The following is a 15,305-nucleotide window of genomic DNA, read 5'->3' as shown; positions in this document are numbered from 1 at the left end:
TATCGTCGAGAGCAGTCTGTCTCAGGCCACCGACATGCGAGGGAGCCAGGCGACAGTCGATGAGGCGAGCGACGGGAGTGCCAGTGGGGAACGACACGATTGCGGGGCGCTCGTTCGGCGAGGTGTATCGGGTTCAGAACCGCTTTGACCTTCATGATTTCCTCCTCAACGCGGTGGAGGCCTCTGGTGGTCGGGTCATCTACGCGAGCGAACCGACGCGGGCCCCCGTCTATCTCGGCGTGCAGCTTCCGTCCGACGAGCGCATCGGCCTGCTGGTGTATCCGTTTCGGATCACGAACAATCAGATCCCGAACCGGCCGCCCGACGAGGTACGAGGTCAGCTGCGCTACGGCTCGGAAGCGAGCTGGAAGCGTGAACATCCCGTCGGTCGCGACATCGGCGGCATCGACGTAACGATGATTCTCGGAGTCGACCCCATCGCCGAGGTCGCTGTCGGTCTCGACGCAACTCTGTGGGACCCCCTCCCCATGGGGATTTCGTTCTACCTCAAACAGGCAGACGTAGATGCTGCGATCGCATCGGGTTGGCATGTGTGGGAGAAAAAGAACAAGCCCGGTAGGAAGCGAGAGAACGCACGATCACCGCTCAACCTTGAGACTGTCGTCGCGTTCACTCCTAAACACTTCATCGATTACGCGCGACTGGAACGGCGCGCGACATCGTTGCGTCTAGATCCGCCTTTGCGATTCGCCGCGGCGGAAGCCATCGTGCGCGAGCAAAGTCAACCGGAGACGCACGGTAGACACGTCCTGGAGGAGCAGTTCGCCCTTTCGAGTGAGCAGATCCTCGACATCATCGGAGGTCGAAATCGACTCGCGGTGGCTGTCCGCGGAGGCGTTGCGGAGCACCATCTGGAGCAACAGCTAGAAGCTTCGGCGCGGGTTCTTCGCTCCGAACGCCTGGACGTTGATGCCCTTCACGACTTCGACGTCGATCTCACCGATGGTCGAGTGCTTCGTGTCGAGTGCAAAAACGCGAGTCCCAAGACCTTCGCTGATGGGTCATATCGAGTCGAGGTTCAGAAAACCCGTGCGTCGAAGGGTGATCCTGCGTCGCGCTTCTACCCCGTCGACGGGTTCGATGTTGTCGCTGCATGTCTGTTTTCCGCAACCGGAGAGTGGCAGTTTCGCTTCGCGCGGACCCTCGATCTCAAGCGCCACGAGGTATTCCCGGACAGGCTCGCACCGATTCAGCGGATCACCGATCTATGGGTCACGGAGATTGCGGACCTTCCGAGTGATTAGGTCTTCGCTCTCACCTGTGTCCGGAGGATCGAACTTCACATGCGCGGGGCCTGAATGCAACCGTGTCCAAGCTGTGCATACAGTCGCATTCTTCCGCTGTAGACGTTGCGGTAGATCGATCTCAAGAAGCGGCAGATTCCTCCACCGCCCGTTCCACCTGCCTCTGCAACTCCGCCGCCGAATACCCCGGCCATCCGTGCAACACGCGCACCCACTCCGCAGGCAATGCCGACGCGCCCCACATTGCCCCACCCAACGACCCGGCGATCGCGGCGACGGTATCTGTATCGGCCCCTCCCCGCACGGCCCGCCTCAACGCGTCCACCAATGACGACGCCCCGGCAATCGCCGCCAACGCCCCCTGGAACGCCCGCACGACCCACCCGTTCTGCGCCATGAAGTCACGCGGATGCGCTCCGGGCGCCAGGGCCTCATCAATCAACCCACCCCATCGAGCAGCATCCGCCGCTGGCAGCAACGACAACTGCCCCCGCACGTCGAACTCCCCGGTGAGCACCGCGTGCCTGATCGCGGCCGACCAGAGGACGCAGGCGGAGGCGCTGTCCTGCTCCCAGTGCGTGAGCTTCGAGATCGCCTCGGCAGCAGCCGCGAGTTCCGCGGCGGGGCGATCGAGGTAGCCCAGCGCGAGCGGACCCGTGCGCATGAGCGCCCCATTACCGCCGCTGCGGCCGGCGCGGTCGTGCTCGGCGCGCGCTGCGGCGAGCACGTCGGCCTCGGTGAACGGCTGCGGGATGCGGGCAAGCACGGCGCGGGTCTGCGCGCCGACGTCTTTCGCTGTCTGCGCCCATCCGATCCAACGTCCGACGATCTCCTCGCGCGACGCAGCATCGTTCAGGCGATCTCCGCGGGCGAGCACATCGAGGATCGGTACGGCCATGCTGGTGTCATCGGTCCACTCGCCGATACCGTGCCCGAACTGCCCCACGCCGAACTCCGGCGTCACCGTGTCGTCCAGTGCCGGACCGAACTCGTACTGCGAACCGAGCGCGTCACCGGCGGCCGAGGCGAGCACGGCGCCGATCGCACGGTCCAGCTGAGAGGCATTGAGAGGCATGACGGGCCTTCCGGTCGGAGCGAGCGGCTACACCTGCACGCTACCGAACGGTGTGAGTCAGTCGGTGGGTTCGGCCAGTCCCCAACCCCCGAGTAACAACCTCGCAAACTCCCTCACGCGGTTCACAGCGTTCTGCCAGGATTGACGCATGACTACACCGAACAGCACTCCTGCGGGCTGGTACGACGACGGCTCCGGACGCCAGCGCTGGTGGGATGGTCAGCAATGGGGGATCTTCGCCGACGAGTTCAGCGCGCAGGCTTCCACGACTGACGATTCCGCCTCCGTCGATGCGTCCTCCACCGACGGCGCGGATGCCTCCGCCACGAACACTTCGGCGGGCAACGCCACGCCCGCGTCCGACACGTCGGCCTGGGCCGCTCCGTCGGATGCCTCCGCCACGACGTCCGCGAACGACGCCGCGCCCTCGTACGACGCGCAGAGCGACGCCGCCACGCAGAACGACGCGCCTGCGCACGACGCCCCGGCCGCGGACGCCTCCGGCGCCCCGTCGTACGAGGCGTCCGCCACCCCGTCGTACGAGGCCCCCGGCACCGAGACCCCGGCGTACGAGCCGCCGGCGACGGAGACCCCCGCGTACGAGTCGCCGGTCGCCCCGGCCCCGCCGGCGTACGAGGCCACCCAGCCTCCCGCCTACGAGGCGCCGTCGTTCACGGCTCCCGGAGCATCCGCATCCGACGCTCCCGCCTACGCCGGCGCACCCGCGTACCAGGCGCCCGGCGCCGCGAACCCCTACAGCGCCCCGGGCACCCCCGGCACCCCGAACCAGGCGTATCCGGGCGCGGCCCCGTCGTACCCCGGCTCCGGCGCCCCGGTCTATCCCGGCGCATACGGCGCAGCGCCCGCGGGGCCGAAGAAGCTCAACATCGTCGCCCTGATCTCGGCGATCGTCGCCGCGGTCGGCTTCATCTTCGCGTGCATCCCCGGCGCCCTGTTCATCGGCTGGATCCTGCTGCCGATCGCGTTCGTGCTCAGCATCGTGTCGCTCTTCCTCAAGGGCGACAAGAAGTGGCTCGGATTCGTCGGTCTCGGCCTGTCGATCCTCGGCACGATCGCCGGATTCATCGTGTTCTTCGCGGTGCTCGCCAACTCGTTCGACCAGGCGTTCGGCGGCAACGACGACACCACGGTCACGCAGCCGTCCGACGAGCCCGAAGACGAGGGCACCACCGAGGAGGGCACCACCGAGGAAGACCCGAGCGCGGCCGAGGGCTCGCGCGAGAACCCGTACCCGCTGGGCTCCGAGATCAGCAACAGCGACTGGACCGTCGTCGTCAACTCGGTCAACCCCGACGGCAACGCGGTCGTCTCGGCGGCGAACCAGTTCAACGAGCCTGCCCCGGCCGGGTCGCACTACGAGATCGTCAACCTCACCGTCACCTACAAGGGTGCCGACTCGAGCTACGCGGCCGAGGTCATGGTCGACGCTGTGCTCTCGTCGGGCTCGGTCGTCAGCTCGTACGACGCCCTCGTCGTGCTCGAAGACGACCTCGGCTACGACGAGCTCTACGCCGGCGGCACCGTCACCGGCTCGATCGCGTTCCTCGTGCCCGACGGCGACACCTACCTGCTGCGTGTCGCCCCCGGCATCCTCGCCGACGACGTCTTCATCAAGCCGTAACCCGCTCCACCCACGAAGCCCCGGCGCAGGCAGCGTCGGGGCTTCGTCGCGTGTCGGGGCGGCGGGCGCTCGCTCGGTCGGGTTCGCGGCATGCTGGAGAACAGGCGCACGAGAGGGGCACGATGTCGACGACCAGCGGATGCCCGTGCGACCAGTACCCCGACAGCGACCGCACCGACCCGCACGACGAGGAGCGCGCCGGCCGTGTGCGCATCGTCTCGACGAGCGAGCCGGGGTGGTCGATGACCTTCGAGGTCGAGTGCACGGCGTGCGCCCGCCGCTTTCGCGTGACGCAGATCGACGGTCCCGCGCTGCAGTGGAGGTGGGTGCCGCGCGGTGAGAAGCGGAAGCGGGGCGCGCGCACGACGCCGTAGGGTGTCGGCCATGGGTTCTCGTTACGACATTGCTCTCTTCACGGGTGTCACGATCGACGCCTTCGCCGCGGCCATCTCCGACCGATACGCCGTCGAGGATCGGGTCGAGGGTCCGTGGCAGTCCCCTGACGCGACCGTCGCCGCGATCGACGTGGGCGGGCGTCCGGCCGTCGTGGTCGCCAGCGCCCCGATGAAGACGCCGCGGGGAATCGACACGCGTCTCGCACGGCGCCTCGGTGCGACCGAGTGCGCTTTCGCCACGGTCTGGGACAGCGTCTCGACCTACGAGCTCACCGTCGTCGGCGACGGCGTCGATCGGACGCTCACGGTCGAAGCCGATCTCGACGACGAGGCGCAGGAGCCGGTGCGAACCGCATCGGGCGCCCCGCTCCCCGAGGAACCCGCGGGTGCCGACCTGGACGAGTCCTTCATCCAGATCGTCTTCACCGGCCGGTACGGGGTCGACCCGGGCAGCCTCGCCGGTATGGGGGAGTGGTACGCGATCGAGAAGAACGCGGCGGCCTGACGGCGGGACGCCGGGATCACGATGACAACCTGATCTATCTTCGTGTACCCAGATTGACCACTGCTTGGACTGAGAAAGTGGCAATTTGATCCCGGCATTGGACACGGATGCCCTCGCCGTCGGATACTCGACGCACCGTGCCGCCGTCCTCGGCGCGGGTTCCTCATGACCCAGACCTCCCCTCCCACGCCTCCCGCGCGCGTGCTCGTCGTCGGTGCCGGCCGACTCGGGGCGGTGCTCGCCCGAGCGCTCGCCGCCGCATCCGTCGTCGCCCTCGGCCCCGTCGGCCGCGACGGCGACCTCCCGCAGGCCGACATCGCGCTGCTCGCGGTGCCCGATGCGCAGATCGCGGATGCCGCGCGCCGAGCTCGAAGGCACGCGCCGCTCGTCGGACACCTGTCGGGCGCGACGCCGCTGACCGACGTCGACTTCGGGCTGCATCCGCTGCAGACCTTCACGGGCGACGAGGCACCCGACGTGTTCCACGGGCTGGGCGTCGCCGTGAGCGCACGCACCCCGCAGGCCCTCGCGATCGCGATCGGTCTCGCCCGCACCCTCGGCGCCGAGCCGTTCGAGATCGACGACGTCCACCGCGCCGAGTACCACGCGGCCGCGTCGTTCGCCTCGAACTTCGTGCTCACTGTGCTCGACGCGGCCGAGCGCCTGGGACGCGAGGCGGGCCTCGACCGCGTGCACCTCGCCCCGCTCGTGCGCCGCACGGTCGACAACTGGGTCGCCGACGGCGCCGCCTCCGCCTTGACCGGACCCATCGCCCGCGGCGACACCGCCACCGTCGAGCGGCAGCGCGCCGCCGCATCCGCCGCCGGTCTCGGCTCACCGTTCGACGCCCTCGCCGACGCGACCCGAGAGCTCGCCGCGACCACCCCCGTCCCCACCCCGCACTCGAAAGGACGCGCATGAGGATCGCCCGCACGATCGCCGAGATGCGTGCCGCCGTCGACGACGCGAAGCAGCGCGGCCACCGCGTCGGCCTCGTCCCCACGATGGGCGCGTTCCATGACGGACACCTGTCGCTCATGCGCCGTGCCCGGGCCGAGAACAGGCTCGTCGTCGTGTCGCTGTTCGTCAATCCGACGCAGTTCGCGGCGAACGAAGACCTCAGCACCTACCCCCGCGACGAGCAGCGCGACGCGGCGCTCGCCGAGGCCGAGGGCGTCGACGTGCTCTTCGCCCCCGAGCCCGCCGAGATCTACCCCGACGGCTTCGCGACGAGCATCCACGTCGCAGGCATCACCGAGGTGCTCGACGGTGCGAGCCGCCCCGGCCACTTCGACGGTGTCGCCACGGTGGTGACGAAGCTGTTCGGCATCGTGCGCCCCGACGTCGCCTACTTCGGCCGCAAAGACGCGCAGCAGGTGCTCGTCGTGCAGCGGGTCGTGCGCGACCTGAACCTCGATGTGCGCATCGAGCCGTGCCCGATCGTGCGCGAACCCGACGGCCTCGCGATGAGCTCGCGCAACGTCTATCTCGACGCGGATGCGCGTGTCCGCGCGACCGCCCTGCACCGCGCCCTCGACGCGGCCGCAGCCGTGCACCGCGACGGGGTGCGGGATGCCGAGGGCATCCGTTCGTCCGCCCTGGCGGTGCTCGCGGAGGCCGGCATCGACCCCGAATACCTCGAACTCCGCGACGCCGACACGCTCGCCGCCGTCGAGCGGGTCGATCGAGACGCGCTGCTGCTCGTCGCGGCCCGCGTCGGCGCTGCCCGGCCCTCGACAACCTCCTCCTGAAAGGCGACGCCTGATGCGACGCACCATGTTGAAGTCCAAGATCCATCGGGCGACGGTCACCGGCAGCGACCTGTCGTACGTCGGCTCGATCACGATCGACCCCGACCTGCTTGAGGCCGCCGACATCCTGCCGCACGAGCAGGTGCACGTGGTCGACGTCGACAACGGCCAGCGCTTCGTCACCTACACGCTGCTGGGCGAGCGCGGGTCGCGGGTGATGCAGGTCAACGGCGCGGCGGCGCGGCTCGTGCAGCCGGGTGACACGATCATCGTCATCTCTTACGCCGAGTACTCCGCGGCCGACCTCGCCGACTACACCCCGACCGTGGTGCACGTCGACCGGGCCAACGAGATCGTGCGCGTCGACGACGCGGTCGGCGAGCTGGTCGCGCGATGAGCGCGCACCCTGCCTCGCGCCCGCGCGTGACCCTCGGCGACCTCGTCGCGAAGAAGCGCGCGGGCGAGCCGCTCGTGATGGTCACCGCGTACGACCACCCGGGCGCGCGCATCGCCGAGGAGGCCGGCGTCGACCTCGTGCTCGTCGGGGATTCGGCCGCGATGACGGTGCTCGGCTACGACAGCACCGTGCCGATCACGGTCGACGAGATGCTCATGCTGACGCGCGCGGTGCGCCGCGGACTCGACGGCCCGCTGCTCGTCGGCGACCTGCCGTTCGGCGCGTACGAGGCATCCGACGCCCTCGCGCTCGCGACCGCGCAGCGCTTCGTGAAGGAGGCGGGCGTCGATCTCGTGAAGATCGAGCGGGGCGGCACGAGCGTCGATCGGGCGCGGGCCCTCGTCGCGGCGGGCATCCCCGTCGTCGGGCACGTCGGGCTCACCCCGCAGACTGCGACGGCCCTCGGCGGATACCGCGCGCAGGGAAGATCGGCCGAGGCCGCGGTCGCGCTCATCGACGATGCGATCGCCCTGCAAGACGCGGGGGTGTCGTTGCTGGTGGTCGAGGCGGTGCCGGCCGAGGTCACCCGGGCGCTGCGTGCGCGGATCGACGTGCCGGTCATCGGGATCGGCGCGGGATCGGATGCCGACGGCCAGGTGCTCGTCTTCCACGACCTGCTCGGCCTCACCGAGGGCCCCGCCGCGAAGTTCGTGAAGCGCTACGCCGACCTGCGCGCGGCGGCGGTGGCGGGTGTCGCGGCGTATGCGAGCGAGGTGCGGTCGGGCGCGTACCCCGCGCCCGAGCACACGTACGGGATGCCCGCCGCCGAGGCCGCGCGTCTCGCGGAGCTGCTCGCCGACCGCTGACGCGGTGGCTCCACGTTCCGATCCGTTCCCGTCGCGCGAGTGTCTGCTTCGCGCACTCGCGGGCCGTTCCGGTCGCACGAGTGGTCGTTCTGGGGGGCTGAGAGCAGCCGTTCGTGCGACCGGAGCCGGGGGTCGAGGCGGCGCCGGGGCGAGTGGGAGCGAGCGGGGCGTTGGTATACCGGCGAGAGCGCTTTCGCTAGTCTGGGGGCGACCACGATCAGGGGAGGGACCGCGATGTCATCCGAAGCCACCACCACTTTCCACTCGAGGGCGGATGCCCCGACCACGGCCGGCGTGATCCAGCGCGTGCTCGCCGACAACAAGGCGACGGTGCTCGGCCAGAGCCCCGATGGGGCGGTGATCGACTTCCAGACCCGCAAGACCATGCTCAACTGGGAGCTCCTCGGGCGCGCGACGATCACGCCCGCTGCTGCCGGGTCGGACGTGCACATGTCTCTGAACGTGCACCACAACCGTCCGCCGGCGCTCATGGACGGCGCGAAGAACCGCAAGGCCCTCGAGAAGCTGGTCGGGCAGATCCAGTCCGCACTGCCCTGACCCGGCGCGCTCGCGCACACCCGCTCGCGCGTCAGGCGCGCTCGCGCCAGCCGATCCCCACGCCCGCGATGCGGCGGGCGGCGTCGTCGGCAGCCACCGGCTCGCCGACCGTCGCGCCGCGTTCGAGCGACACGACCGAGTGCACGACCGAGTCGGTGTACACGTGCACGAGGTTGTAGCCCTGCGCCGCGTCCTGCCCGCGGGTCGCGCCGACGGGCTGCGCGAGGTCCTGCCCGTACGCGCTCGACGACGCCACGGCCACGGGGATGCCGACGAACGTGCCGAACGACGGGTGGTGCACGTGCCCCGAGAGGATGCCCCGCACGTCCGATCCGCGCAGCACCGCGGCCAGCGCGGGCTGATCGCGCAGCTCGACCGTCACGGCGAGGTCGAGCACGGTCGGCAGCGGCGGGTGGTGCATGAGCAGCAGCGTGCCGTCGGGCGCGGGGGTCGCGAGTTCGTCGGCGAGCCACGACAGCTGCGCCGCGGTCATCTCGCCCCAGTGCGACCCCGGAACGTTCGAGTCGGCCACGATGACGCGCAGCCCGCCGAACCAGCGCACCTGGGTGATCGGGGCATCCGCGGCATCGACGTCGTCGGTCGACCCGGCGGCCGCGGCCCCCAGAGCCAACTCGGCCCGCATCTCGGCGCGCGAGTCGTGATTGCCCGCAGCCCACACGACCTCGCAGCCGAGGGCCTCGGCGGCCGGCTCGACGAGCGCGCGCAGACGCCGGTACGACGATGCGTCGCCCCGATCGGCCATGTCGCCCGTCATCAGCAGCGCGTCCGGCCGCAGGCCCGATTCGACGAGGCGCGTGAGCATGAGCGACAGGTTGGCGTCGGCATCCGTCCCGCTGCCGTACAGCGGAGCGCGTTCACCGGGCAGGTGCGTGTCGGAGATGTGCACGAAGGTGTGCGACGGGCGGGGGTGTTCGGTGAGGATCATGTCTCTTCCTGGTCAGCGAACGGGCACAACGGGAAAACGGCGAAGGTCAGACGGCGGCGGCGGTGGTTCCCTCCACCAGCGATCCCGAGAAGCCACGACGCACGGGCTCGCCCTCGGTGTCGCCCGAGAGCAACCGCTGCATGGTCTCGACGGCGGCCTCGGCCACCTTCTCGACCGGGATGCGCACAGTGGTGAGACCGAGCAGATCGGCACCGGGCAGGATGCCGTCGCAGCCCGTGACGCTCACATCGCCGGGCACGCTCAGCCCCGCCGCTCGGGCGGCGCGCATCACGGCGAGCTGTCGGTAGTCGGAGGCGCACAGCACCGCGGTAGCCCCGGCCTGCACCGCCTTCAGGGCCTCGCCGACCCCGTCGGACGGTGCGGCGCCGACCGACAGCATGGTCACGGCGACCCCCGCCGACACCAGCGTCTCGCGCATCGCGAGCGCGCGCAGGTGCTCGGTGTACGAGGCGTCGGCGCTTCCGGCCAGCACCACCACGCGCGTGTGACCGAGCGCGGCGACGTGCGCGGCGAGCATCCGCCCATGCGCCGGGTCGTCGTAGTGCGCCGAATGGATGCGCCCCGACTCCTCGATGCGTCCGGCGCGGAGGATCGGCACCTGGTCGGCGAAGCGCTCGAGCTGCGCCGATCCGATGCCGCCGGTCGCGACGATGAGCCCCGCGACGCGCATGCCGAGCAGGCGGTCGAGCGCGCCGACCTGCTTCGCACCCTGCTCGTCGGCGCCGATCGTGACGGTCACGAGGTCGAGGCCGCGGCGGTGCGCTTCGTCTTGCAAGCGGGAGAAGAGCAGACCGTACGCGGGGTTGCTCGCATCGCGCAGCATGAGGCCGACGGTGTCGGTGCGCCCCGCGGCGAGCTCGGCGGCCACGGTGTTGCGCACGTACCCCAACCGCTCGGCCGCGTCGAGGATCTTCGTCTGCGTCTCGGGGGCGAACCGCCCCTCGCCTTTCAGCGCACGTGTGGCCGTCGCGCGGGAGACACCGGCCGCAGCCGCGACGTCACTGATCGTGACGCGCAGCGCCGGGGTCGCCGCGTCGCGGGTCGCGCCCGCACCCCCCGCGGCTGTCCCGGAGCGGCCGGCGTCGGCGCGGCGTGCACCCTCCTGCGCCGCGTCCGTCGTCCGCGGCTCCCCAGCCGCGGCATCCGTCCCGTCCCCCTCCGCGACCGTCTCCGGCGCGGTGTCTTCAGCCCCCGTCATGCGCGATTTCTCCGCTTGCGAGGCCCTCCGGCGCGCGATCCTCGTCCGTACACGAGATACATGGTGACACCCATGATGATCATGAGCAGCACGGTGTAGACGAACGTGATCGGCATCGCGTCGAGGTTGTTCTCGCCGCGGGTGCTCTCCTGGATCGCGACACCCAGCGGCTTGTACAGCGGGTGGTACAGGAAGATCGCCGCGTCGTAGTCGTCGAGCAGGCTGTTGAAGTTGAGCGCCGTGATCGCCGCGGCCGTCGGCAGCACCAGCGGGATGAGCACCCGGCGGAACGTGGTGAGCGACTTCGCCCCGAGAATACGCGAGGCGTCTTCCAGCGAATCGGGCACCGACGCGAACCCGGCCTTGAGCAGACGCAGCGTGAACGGGATCTTCACGCTGATGTACGCGATCAGCAGCAGCACGGGCGTGCCGGTCAGCACGATGCCGCCGACGATGCCCTGCGGACGGTCGAACGCCATGACGAGCGCGAGCGCGATGAGCACGATCGGCAGGATCCACGGGATGTGCAGCACGTACTCGATCGCCGTGGTGAGCACGTTGCGGTGCTGCTGCAGCATGCGCGCGACGAACAGCAGTCCGCCGACGACGATGATCGACGCGAGCGCGCTGTAGACGACGCTCACGATGAACGGCCGCAGCGCCTCGGCGCTCGAGAAAACGGTCACGTAGTTGTCGAGCGTGAAGCTGTCGAACGTGATCGACCCGGCCAGGATGCTGCGCGCATCGACGAACGAGAAGATCACGATGAGCACCACGGGGATCAGGTAGATCACCCACAGCAGGTACGCGACCACGTGCACCGCGAGGTTCGCGAACGGGTTGCGGATCTGCTGCTTCTGGATCGGCGTCGCGACCTTGGCGACCGAGAAGTACACGCCCGACTTCTCGGCGCGGTTCATGATGGCGAGCAGGATGATGGTCGCGACACCGAGCACGATCGCGAGCAGGGCCGCGATGTCGCGCGTGATGGGGCTGCGCGAGAGGTCGATGATGAGCGGCGCCACGGTCTGGAAGTCGGGACCGCCGAGCACGAGCGGGGCGGTGAGCGCGCCGAGCCCGATGAGGAACGTGAGCACCGTGACGGCGAGCAGCATGGGCTTCATGACCGGCAGCACGATGCGCCGCAGGATCGTCCAGGTGGATGCTCCCATGAGCTTCGCCGCCTCGATCGAGGCGTAGTCGACCTTCGCGAGCGACGACGAGAGGAACAGCATGTGGTTCGTGGTCGTCGCGAACGTCATCACGAACACGACCGCGAAGTAGCCCGAGAACCAGTCGCGGTTCATGTCGGGGTTGATGTTCACGAGCAGGTTCGTGACGAACCCGAACTTGCCGTAGATGAAGTTGTAGCCCGCGGCGAGCACGATGCCGCCGTAGATGAGGGTGGTGGCGTACCCCAGCCACAGCAGCTTCGCACCCCGCACCTTGAAGTACTGCGTGACGAGCACGATGAACACGCCCACCACGTTGACCGTGATCGACAGGGTGATCGCCAGCAGGAAGCTGTTGCCCAGCGTCTTCAGCGCGCGCTCGCTGCCGAGCAGCTTCTCGATCGCCCGCAGACTGAACTGCCCGTCGGGGAAGAACGTCGTGCCCAGCAGCGCCGTGTTGGGCAGCACGAGGAACGCGGCGGCGAACCAGATGACGACGACGCCGGTCACCCAGGCGAGCGGCGAGCGGAGCATCGAGCGGATGCTGCCGCGGCGACCGCGCGACGGCGACGGGCGCCCCTCGGCGGCCTCCTCGACGTCGACGGCGGTGGCGGTGAGAGCGCCGGGGGTGTCGGTCATCGCCGCAGAGGGCGGGGGGACGGGGCGGCCGGCGGTCGTGCCGCCGTCGGCATCCGACGCGTGCGGGCGGTTCTGGTCGTCGCTCATGTCACGCCGCCGGGTACTGCAGGATCCACCGCGGGTCGACGCCGACCTGCACCGCGTCACCGGGCTCCCAGGCACGGGCGCTCGCGGCCGCCGGAACGCTCACGCGCAGCGGGGCGTCCGCGGCGGTCACCGTGTAGACGCTGTGGCTGCCGTGGTAGGTGCGCTCGGCCACACGACCCTCGAGCGTCGCCGGGGCGGTGGTCGGAGCATCCGCCGACGCGAGGGCCAGCTTCTCGGGCCGCACGTAGCTCTCGGCCGTCGCGTCGAGCCCGGCGCCGAGGCCGGTGAGCTGCGCCGGCGTGAGGCGGTTGTTCTCGCCGATGAACCGGCACACGAACGGGGTCGCGCTGCGGTCGTAGATGTCTTCCGGAGTGCCCACCTGCTGCAGCGTGCCGGCGTCGAGCACGGCGATGCGGTCGCTGAGGGTGAGCGCCTCCTCCTGGTCGTGCGTGACGTACACCGTGGTCACGCCGACCTCGTGCTGCAGCTCCTTGAGCTGCTCGCGCAGCTGCACCCGCAGCTTGGCGTCGAGGTTCGACAGCGGCTCGTCGAGCAGCAGGATGCTCGGCGTCAGCGCGAGCGCGCGGGCGATGGCGACGCGCTGCTGCTGCCCGCCCGACAGCTCCGAGACGTTCTTGTCGAGCTGCGACGAGGCGAGGCCGGTGCGGTCGGCGACCTCGTCGACGCGGCGGCGCTGGTCGGCCTTCGAGAGCTTCTGCGCACCCTTCTGCACCGTGAGGCCGAAGGCGATGTTGTCGCGCACGTCCATGCTGGGGAACAGCGCGTAGTTCTGGAAGACCATGCCCACGCCGCGCTTCTCGCTCGGCACGCGCGTGACGTCGCGCCCGTCGATGAAGATGCGCCCGCCAGTGGGCTCGATGAATCCTGCGAGCGAACGCAGGGCGGTGGTCTTGCCGCACCCGGAGGGACCCAGGAGGGTGAAGAACTCACCCTCCCGGATCTCCAGGTTCAGGTGCGAGACCGCACGGTGATCGCCGAAGGCGACCTCGACGTCGTCGAAACGGATCATGGCGTTGTTCCTTCTGCCGTGGTTCTTGTGCGGTCTCGCCGGCGGATCAGCCGATGTACTCGAGGGTGACCTTCTCGACCCACGATCCGAGGTTCTCGCTCACGAAGCCGAAGTCGATGTCCTGCCGGGGCAGGGTCTCCATGAGCTCGACGACCTCGGGGTTGGCCTTCTCGACCGCGTTCTCGTTCACCGGCATCGCGTTGAACTCGGCGGCGAACTCGCCCTGCACCTCGGCGCTGCCGAACCAGTCGATGAACTCCTGCGCCTTCTCCTCGTTGCCCGTGCCGTTGATCTGCGCGATCTGCTCCGTCACGTAGGGCACGCCGTACTCGGGCACGATCATGCCGGTGGTGGTGCCGTACTCGGCGTCGCGCGCCTCGATGCCGCTCGACGGGATGACGCCGTAGTCGACCTCGTCGCGCGAGATGCGGGCGTACAGGTCGGTGCCCTCGACGGCGGGGGAGCCGTTGGCGTAGTACGCCTCGACCTTCTCCCAGCCCTCGTCGCTCACGCCCAGGTCGCCGTCCTCGTCGAGGTAGCGGGTGAGGATGCTCGCGAGCACGAGCTGCGGGGTGGCCTGGCCGAGCGCGGGGTTGACCTCGTAGCGGCCGGCGTACTCCTCGGTCCAGAGGTCCTCTTCGTCGGACGGGGCATCCGTGATGCGGGTCTCGTCGTAGACCGTGACGATGGCCTGCTCGACGAGCGGCCAGAACGCGCCGTCGGCCGGGTCGCCGGCGTCGGCCGGGACCTCGCCGGCCCACTCGGGCTCGTAGGCGGTGATGGCGTCTTCGCTCTTGAGCTGCTCGAAGAACATGTTGTTGAGACCGAAGACCACGTCGCCGACGGGGTTGTTCTTCTCGGCGATGATGCGGTTGGTGAGGTCGGCGCCGCCCAGGCCCACGATCTCGATGTCGATGCCGGCTTCCTTGGCCTTCTCGGTGATCCACTCGCCGCGGCCGTCGCTGTTGGAGTTCGTGTAGACGATCAGGGTGTCGCCCGAGCCGCCGCCTTCGCCTCCGCCCGCGGTGTCTTCTCCGCCGCCGGTGCATCCGGTGAGAGCGATCGCCGCTGCCGCCGTGATCCCGATGAGAGACCAGCGCCTCTTCCGCATGTCGACCATGTTCGTCCCTTTCTCGCCTTCGAGCTGTGTCGGGTCTGACTCTACCCGGCTTTTGTGATGAAGGCACAAAGATTGTTCTGTTTCATGAGCGCGGTCGCGCGTCCGCACTCAAGGTAGGCGGCGCGGATGAACGGGCGGGAGCGACCGGGTGAACGTCTTGCTCAGGGGGAGGCGAGCGCGTCGCGTGCGGCGGCGAGCTCGTGGAGGAGGTCATCCACGCGGTCCGGGCCGAGGGCGTCGGCCACCCCGTCGACCACTGCGGCGACCGTGCGGCGCGCATCCCGCACGAGTGAGGTCGCCTCGCGGGTGAGTGCGGTGTCGCGCTCGCGACGCGCCCCGGGTGCCTCGGACCGCTCCACGAGTCCGCGCCGCTCGAGGCCTTGCACGAGCACGTTCATCGACTGTCGAGAGACGAAGGTGCGGCGGGCCAGCTCCGATCCCGTGATGCCCGGGCTGTCGTGGAGGGTCTGCAGGCACACGTACTGAGGCACCGTGAGGCCGAGCGGGCGCAGCGCCTCGTCCATGCGCTGGTGCAGCAGAGCCTGCGTCTGCTTGATGAGGATGCCCAGGTGCTCGGCGGGCGTGCGGGTTGCCGGATCCGTCATGTCAACAGTTTGACATACGAGTTCGATGCATGT

General features: G+C 69.6%; 16 protein-coding genes. 9 read left to right on the top strand and 7 right to left on the bottom strand.

The features are described 5' to 3' along the window. Positions 1 to 83 precede the first annotated feature (83 nt). Complete coding sequence (locus AC3A3J_RS00815) at positions 84 to 1,265, top strand: hypothetical protein (RefSeq protein WP_487670455.1); 1,182 nt, start codon at positions 84 to 86, stop codon at positions 1,263 to 1,265. Positions 1,266 to 1,386: 121 nt separating this feature from the next. Here the strand turns inward: AC3A3J_RS00815 and AC3A3J_RS00810 are convergent, their stop codons facing one another. Further along, entirely contained in the window at positions 1,387 to 2,340 is a 954-nt protein-coding gene (locus tag AC3A3J_RS00810; protein WP_487670454.1) for an ADP-ribosylglycohydrolase family protein, read from the bottom strand. A gap of 148 nt (positions 2,341 to 2,488) precedes the next feature. On the opposite strand from AC3A3J_RS00810, the gene AC3A3J_RS00805 reads away from it, so the two are divergent. The 8 genes from AC3A3J_RS00805 (at position 2,489) to AC3A3J_RS00770 (ending at position 8,454) form a co-directional block, all read left to right on the top strand. Continuing rightward, entirely contained in the window at positions 2,489 to 3,982 is a 1,494-nt protein-coding gene (locus tag AC3A3J_RS00805) for a DUF4352 domain-containing protein (RefSeq protein ID WP_487670453.1), read from the top strand. A gap of 122 nt (positions 3,983 to 4,104) precedes the next feature. Then, positions 4,105 to 4,356 (top strand): hypothetical protein, encoded by a 252-nt coding sequence (locus tag AC3A3J_RS00800; protein WP_487670452.1) that lies wholly within the window; start codon positions 4,105 to 4,107, stop codon positions 4,354 to 4,356. 10 nt (positions 4,357 to 4,366) lie between these two features. Continuing rightward, positions 4,367 to 4,882, top strand: a complete 516-nt coding sequence (locus AC3A3J_RS00795) for a hypothetical protein (protein ID WP_487670451.1) — start codon at positions 4,367 to 4,369, stop codon at positions 4,880 to 4,882. 165 nt (positions 4,883 to 5,047) lie between these two features. Then, positions 5,048 to 5,803: a DUF2520 domain-containing protein gene (locus AC3A3J_RS00790; RefSeq protein ID WP_487670450.1), complete on the top strand. Its 756-nt coding sequence runs from the start codon at positions 5,048 to 5,050 to the stop codon at positions 5,801 to 5,803. After that, the gene (gene panC, locus AC3A3J_RS00785; RefSeq protein ID WP_487670449.1) at positions 5,800 to 6,633 is read left to right on the top strand and encodes a pantoate--beta-alanine ligase; all 834 of its coding nucleotides are present in this window, start codon (positions 5,800 to 5,802) and stop codon (positions 6,631 to 6,633) included. The genes AC3A3J_RS00790 and panC overlap by 4 nt, the downstream gene beginning before the upstream one ends. A gap of 13 nt (positions 6,634 to 6,646) precedes the next feature. Further along, the gene (gene panD, locus AC3A3J_RS00780) at positions 6,647 to 7,030 is read left to right on the top strand and encodes an aspartate 1-decarboxylase (protein WP_487670448.1); all 384 of its coding nucleotides are present in this window, start codon (positions 6,647 to 6,649) and stop codon (positions 7,028 to 7,030) included. After that, on the top strand, positions 7,027 to 7,896 hold the full coding sequence (gene panB, locus AC3A3J_RS00775; protein ID WP_487670447.1) for a 3-methyl-2-oxobutanoate hydroxymethyltransferase: 870 nt from the start codon (positions 7,027 to 7,029) through the stop codon (positions 7,894 to 7,896). Before panD ends, panB begins: the two co-directional genes overlap by 4 nt. A gap of 234 nt (positions 7,897 to 8,130) precedes the next feature. Then, entirely contained in the window at positions 8,131 to 8,454 is a 324-nt protein-coding gene (locus AC3A3J_RS00770; protein WP_487670446.1) for a hypothetical protein, read from the top strand. A gap of 31 nt (positions 8,455 to 8,485) precedes the next feature. On the opposite strand, the gene AC3A3J_RS00765 is transcribed toward AC3A3J_RS00770, so the two are convergent. From AC3A3J_RS00765 to AC3A3J_RS00740, 6 genes are all read right to left on the bottom strand, one after another. Continuing rightward, complete coding sequence (locus tag AC3A3J_RS00765; protein ID WP_487670445.1) at positions 8,486 to 9,400, bottom strand: metallophosphoesterase; 915 nt, start codon at positions 9,398 to 9,400, stop codon at positions 8,486 to 8,488. A 46-nt stretch (positions 9,401 to 9,446) separates the two neighbouring features. Further along, a complete protein-coding gene (locus tag AC3A3J_RS00760) occupies positions 9,447 to 10,619 on the bottom strand; it encodes a LacI family DNA-binding transcriptional regulator (RefSeq protein WP_487670444.1) in 1,173 nt (390 codons plus the stop codon). Continuing rightward, on the bottom strand, positions 10,616 to 12,517 hold the full coding sequence (locus AC3A3J_RS00755; RefSeq protein WP_487670443.1) for an ABC transporter permease: 1,902 nt from the start codon (positions 12,515 to 12,517) through the stop codon (positions 10,616 to 10,618). The genes AC3A3J_RS00760 and AC3A3J_RS00755 overlap by 4 nt, the downstream gene beginning before the upstream one ends. Before the next feature lies 1 nt (position 12,518). Further along, positions 12,519 to 13,547: an ABC transporter ATP-binding protein gene (locus AC3A3J_RS00750; protein WP_487670442.1), complete on the bottom strand. Its 1,029-nt coding sequence runs from the start codon at positions 13,545 to 13,547 to the stop codon at positions 12,519 to 12,521. Between the two features lie 46 nt (positions 13,548 to 13,593). Continuing rightward, positions 13,594 to 14,667 (bottom strand): extracellular solute-binding protein, encoded by a 1,074-nt coding sequence (locus tag AC3A3J_RS00745; protein ID WP_487670441.1) that lies wholly within the window; start codon positions 14,665 to 14,667, stop codon positions 13,594 to 13,596. A 161-nt stretch (positions 14,668 to 14,828) separates the two neighbouring features. Further along, on the bottom strand, positions 14,829 to 15,272 hold the full coding sequence (locus tag AC3A3J_RS00740; protein ID WP_487670440.1) for a MarR family winged helix-turn-helix transcriptional regulator: 444 nt from the start codon (positions 15,270 to 15,272) through the stop codon (positions 14,829 to 14,831). Between the last annotated feature and the right edge of the window lie 33 nt (positions 15,273 to 15,305).

It is taken from the genome of Microbacterium sp. Soil_N32, assembly GCF_057655505.1.
Note: the sequence above shows the minus strand (reverse complement) of the source record. Positions and strands in the feature narration are given on the sequence as shown.

Coding starts and splice junctions, on each gene's coding strand:
- AC3A3J_RS00810 (WP_487670454.1), bottom strand. CDS start 2,340: ATGCCTCTCAATGCCTCTCAGCTGGACCGTGCGATCGGCGCCGTGCTC.
- AC3A3J_RS00805 (WP_487670453.1), top strand. CDS start 2,489: ATGACTACACCGAACAGCACTCCTGCGGGCTGGTACGACGACGGCTCC.
- AC3A3J_RS00800 (WP_487670452.1), top strand. CDS start 4,105: ATGTCGACGACCAGCGGATGCCCGTGCGACCAGTACCCCGACAGCGAC.
- AC3A3J_RS00795 (WP_487670451.1), top strand. CDS start 4,367: ATGGGTTCTCGTTACGACATTGCTCTCTTCACGGGTGTCACGATCGAC.
- AC3A3J_RS00790 (WP_487670450.1), top strand. CDS start 5,048: ATGACCCAGACCTCCCCTCCCACGCCTCCCGCGCGCGTGCTCGTCGTC.
- panC (WP_487670449.1), top strand. CDS start 5,800: ATGAGGATCGCCCGCACGATCGCCGAGATGCGTGCCGCCGTCGACGAC.
- panD (WP_487670448.1), top strand. CDS start 6,647: ATGCGACGCACCATGTTGAAGTCCAAGATCCATCGGGCGACGGTCACC.
- panB (WP_487670447.1), top strand. CDS start 7,027: ATGAGCGCGCACCCTGCCTCGCGCCCGCGCGTGACCCTCGGCGACCTC.
- AC3A3J_RS00770 (WP_487670446.1), top strand. CDS start 8,131: ATGTCATCCGAAGCCACCACCACTTTCCACTCGAGGGCGGATGCCCCG.
- AC3A3J_RS00765 (WP_487670445.1), bottom strand. CDS start 9,400: ATGATCCTCACCGAACACCCCCGCCCGTCGCACACCTTCGTGCACATC.
- AC3A3J_RS00760 (WP_487670444.1), bottom strand. CDS start 10,619: ATGACGGGGGCTGAAGACACCGCGCCGGAGACGGTCGCGGAGGGGGAC.
- AC3A3J_RS00755 (WP_487670443.1), bottom strand. CDS start 12,517: ATGAGCGACGACCAGAACCGCCCGCACGCGTCGGATGCCGACGGCGGC.
- AC3A3J_RS00750 (WP_487670442.1), bottom strand. CDS start 13,547: ATGATCCGTTTCGACGACGTCGAGGTCGCCTTCGGCGATCACCGTGCG.
- AC3A3J_RS00745 (WP_487670441.1), bottom strand. CDS start 14,667: ATGGTCGACATGCGGAAGAGGCGCTGGTCTCTCATCGGGATCACGGCG.
- AC3A3J_RS00740 (WP_487670440.1), bottom strand. CDS start 15,272: ATGACGGATCCGGCAACCCGCACGCCCGCCGAGCACCTGGGCATCCTC.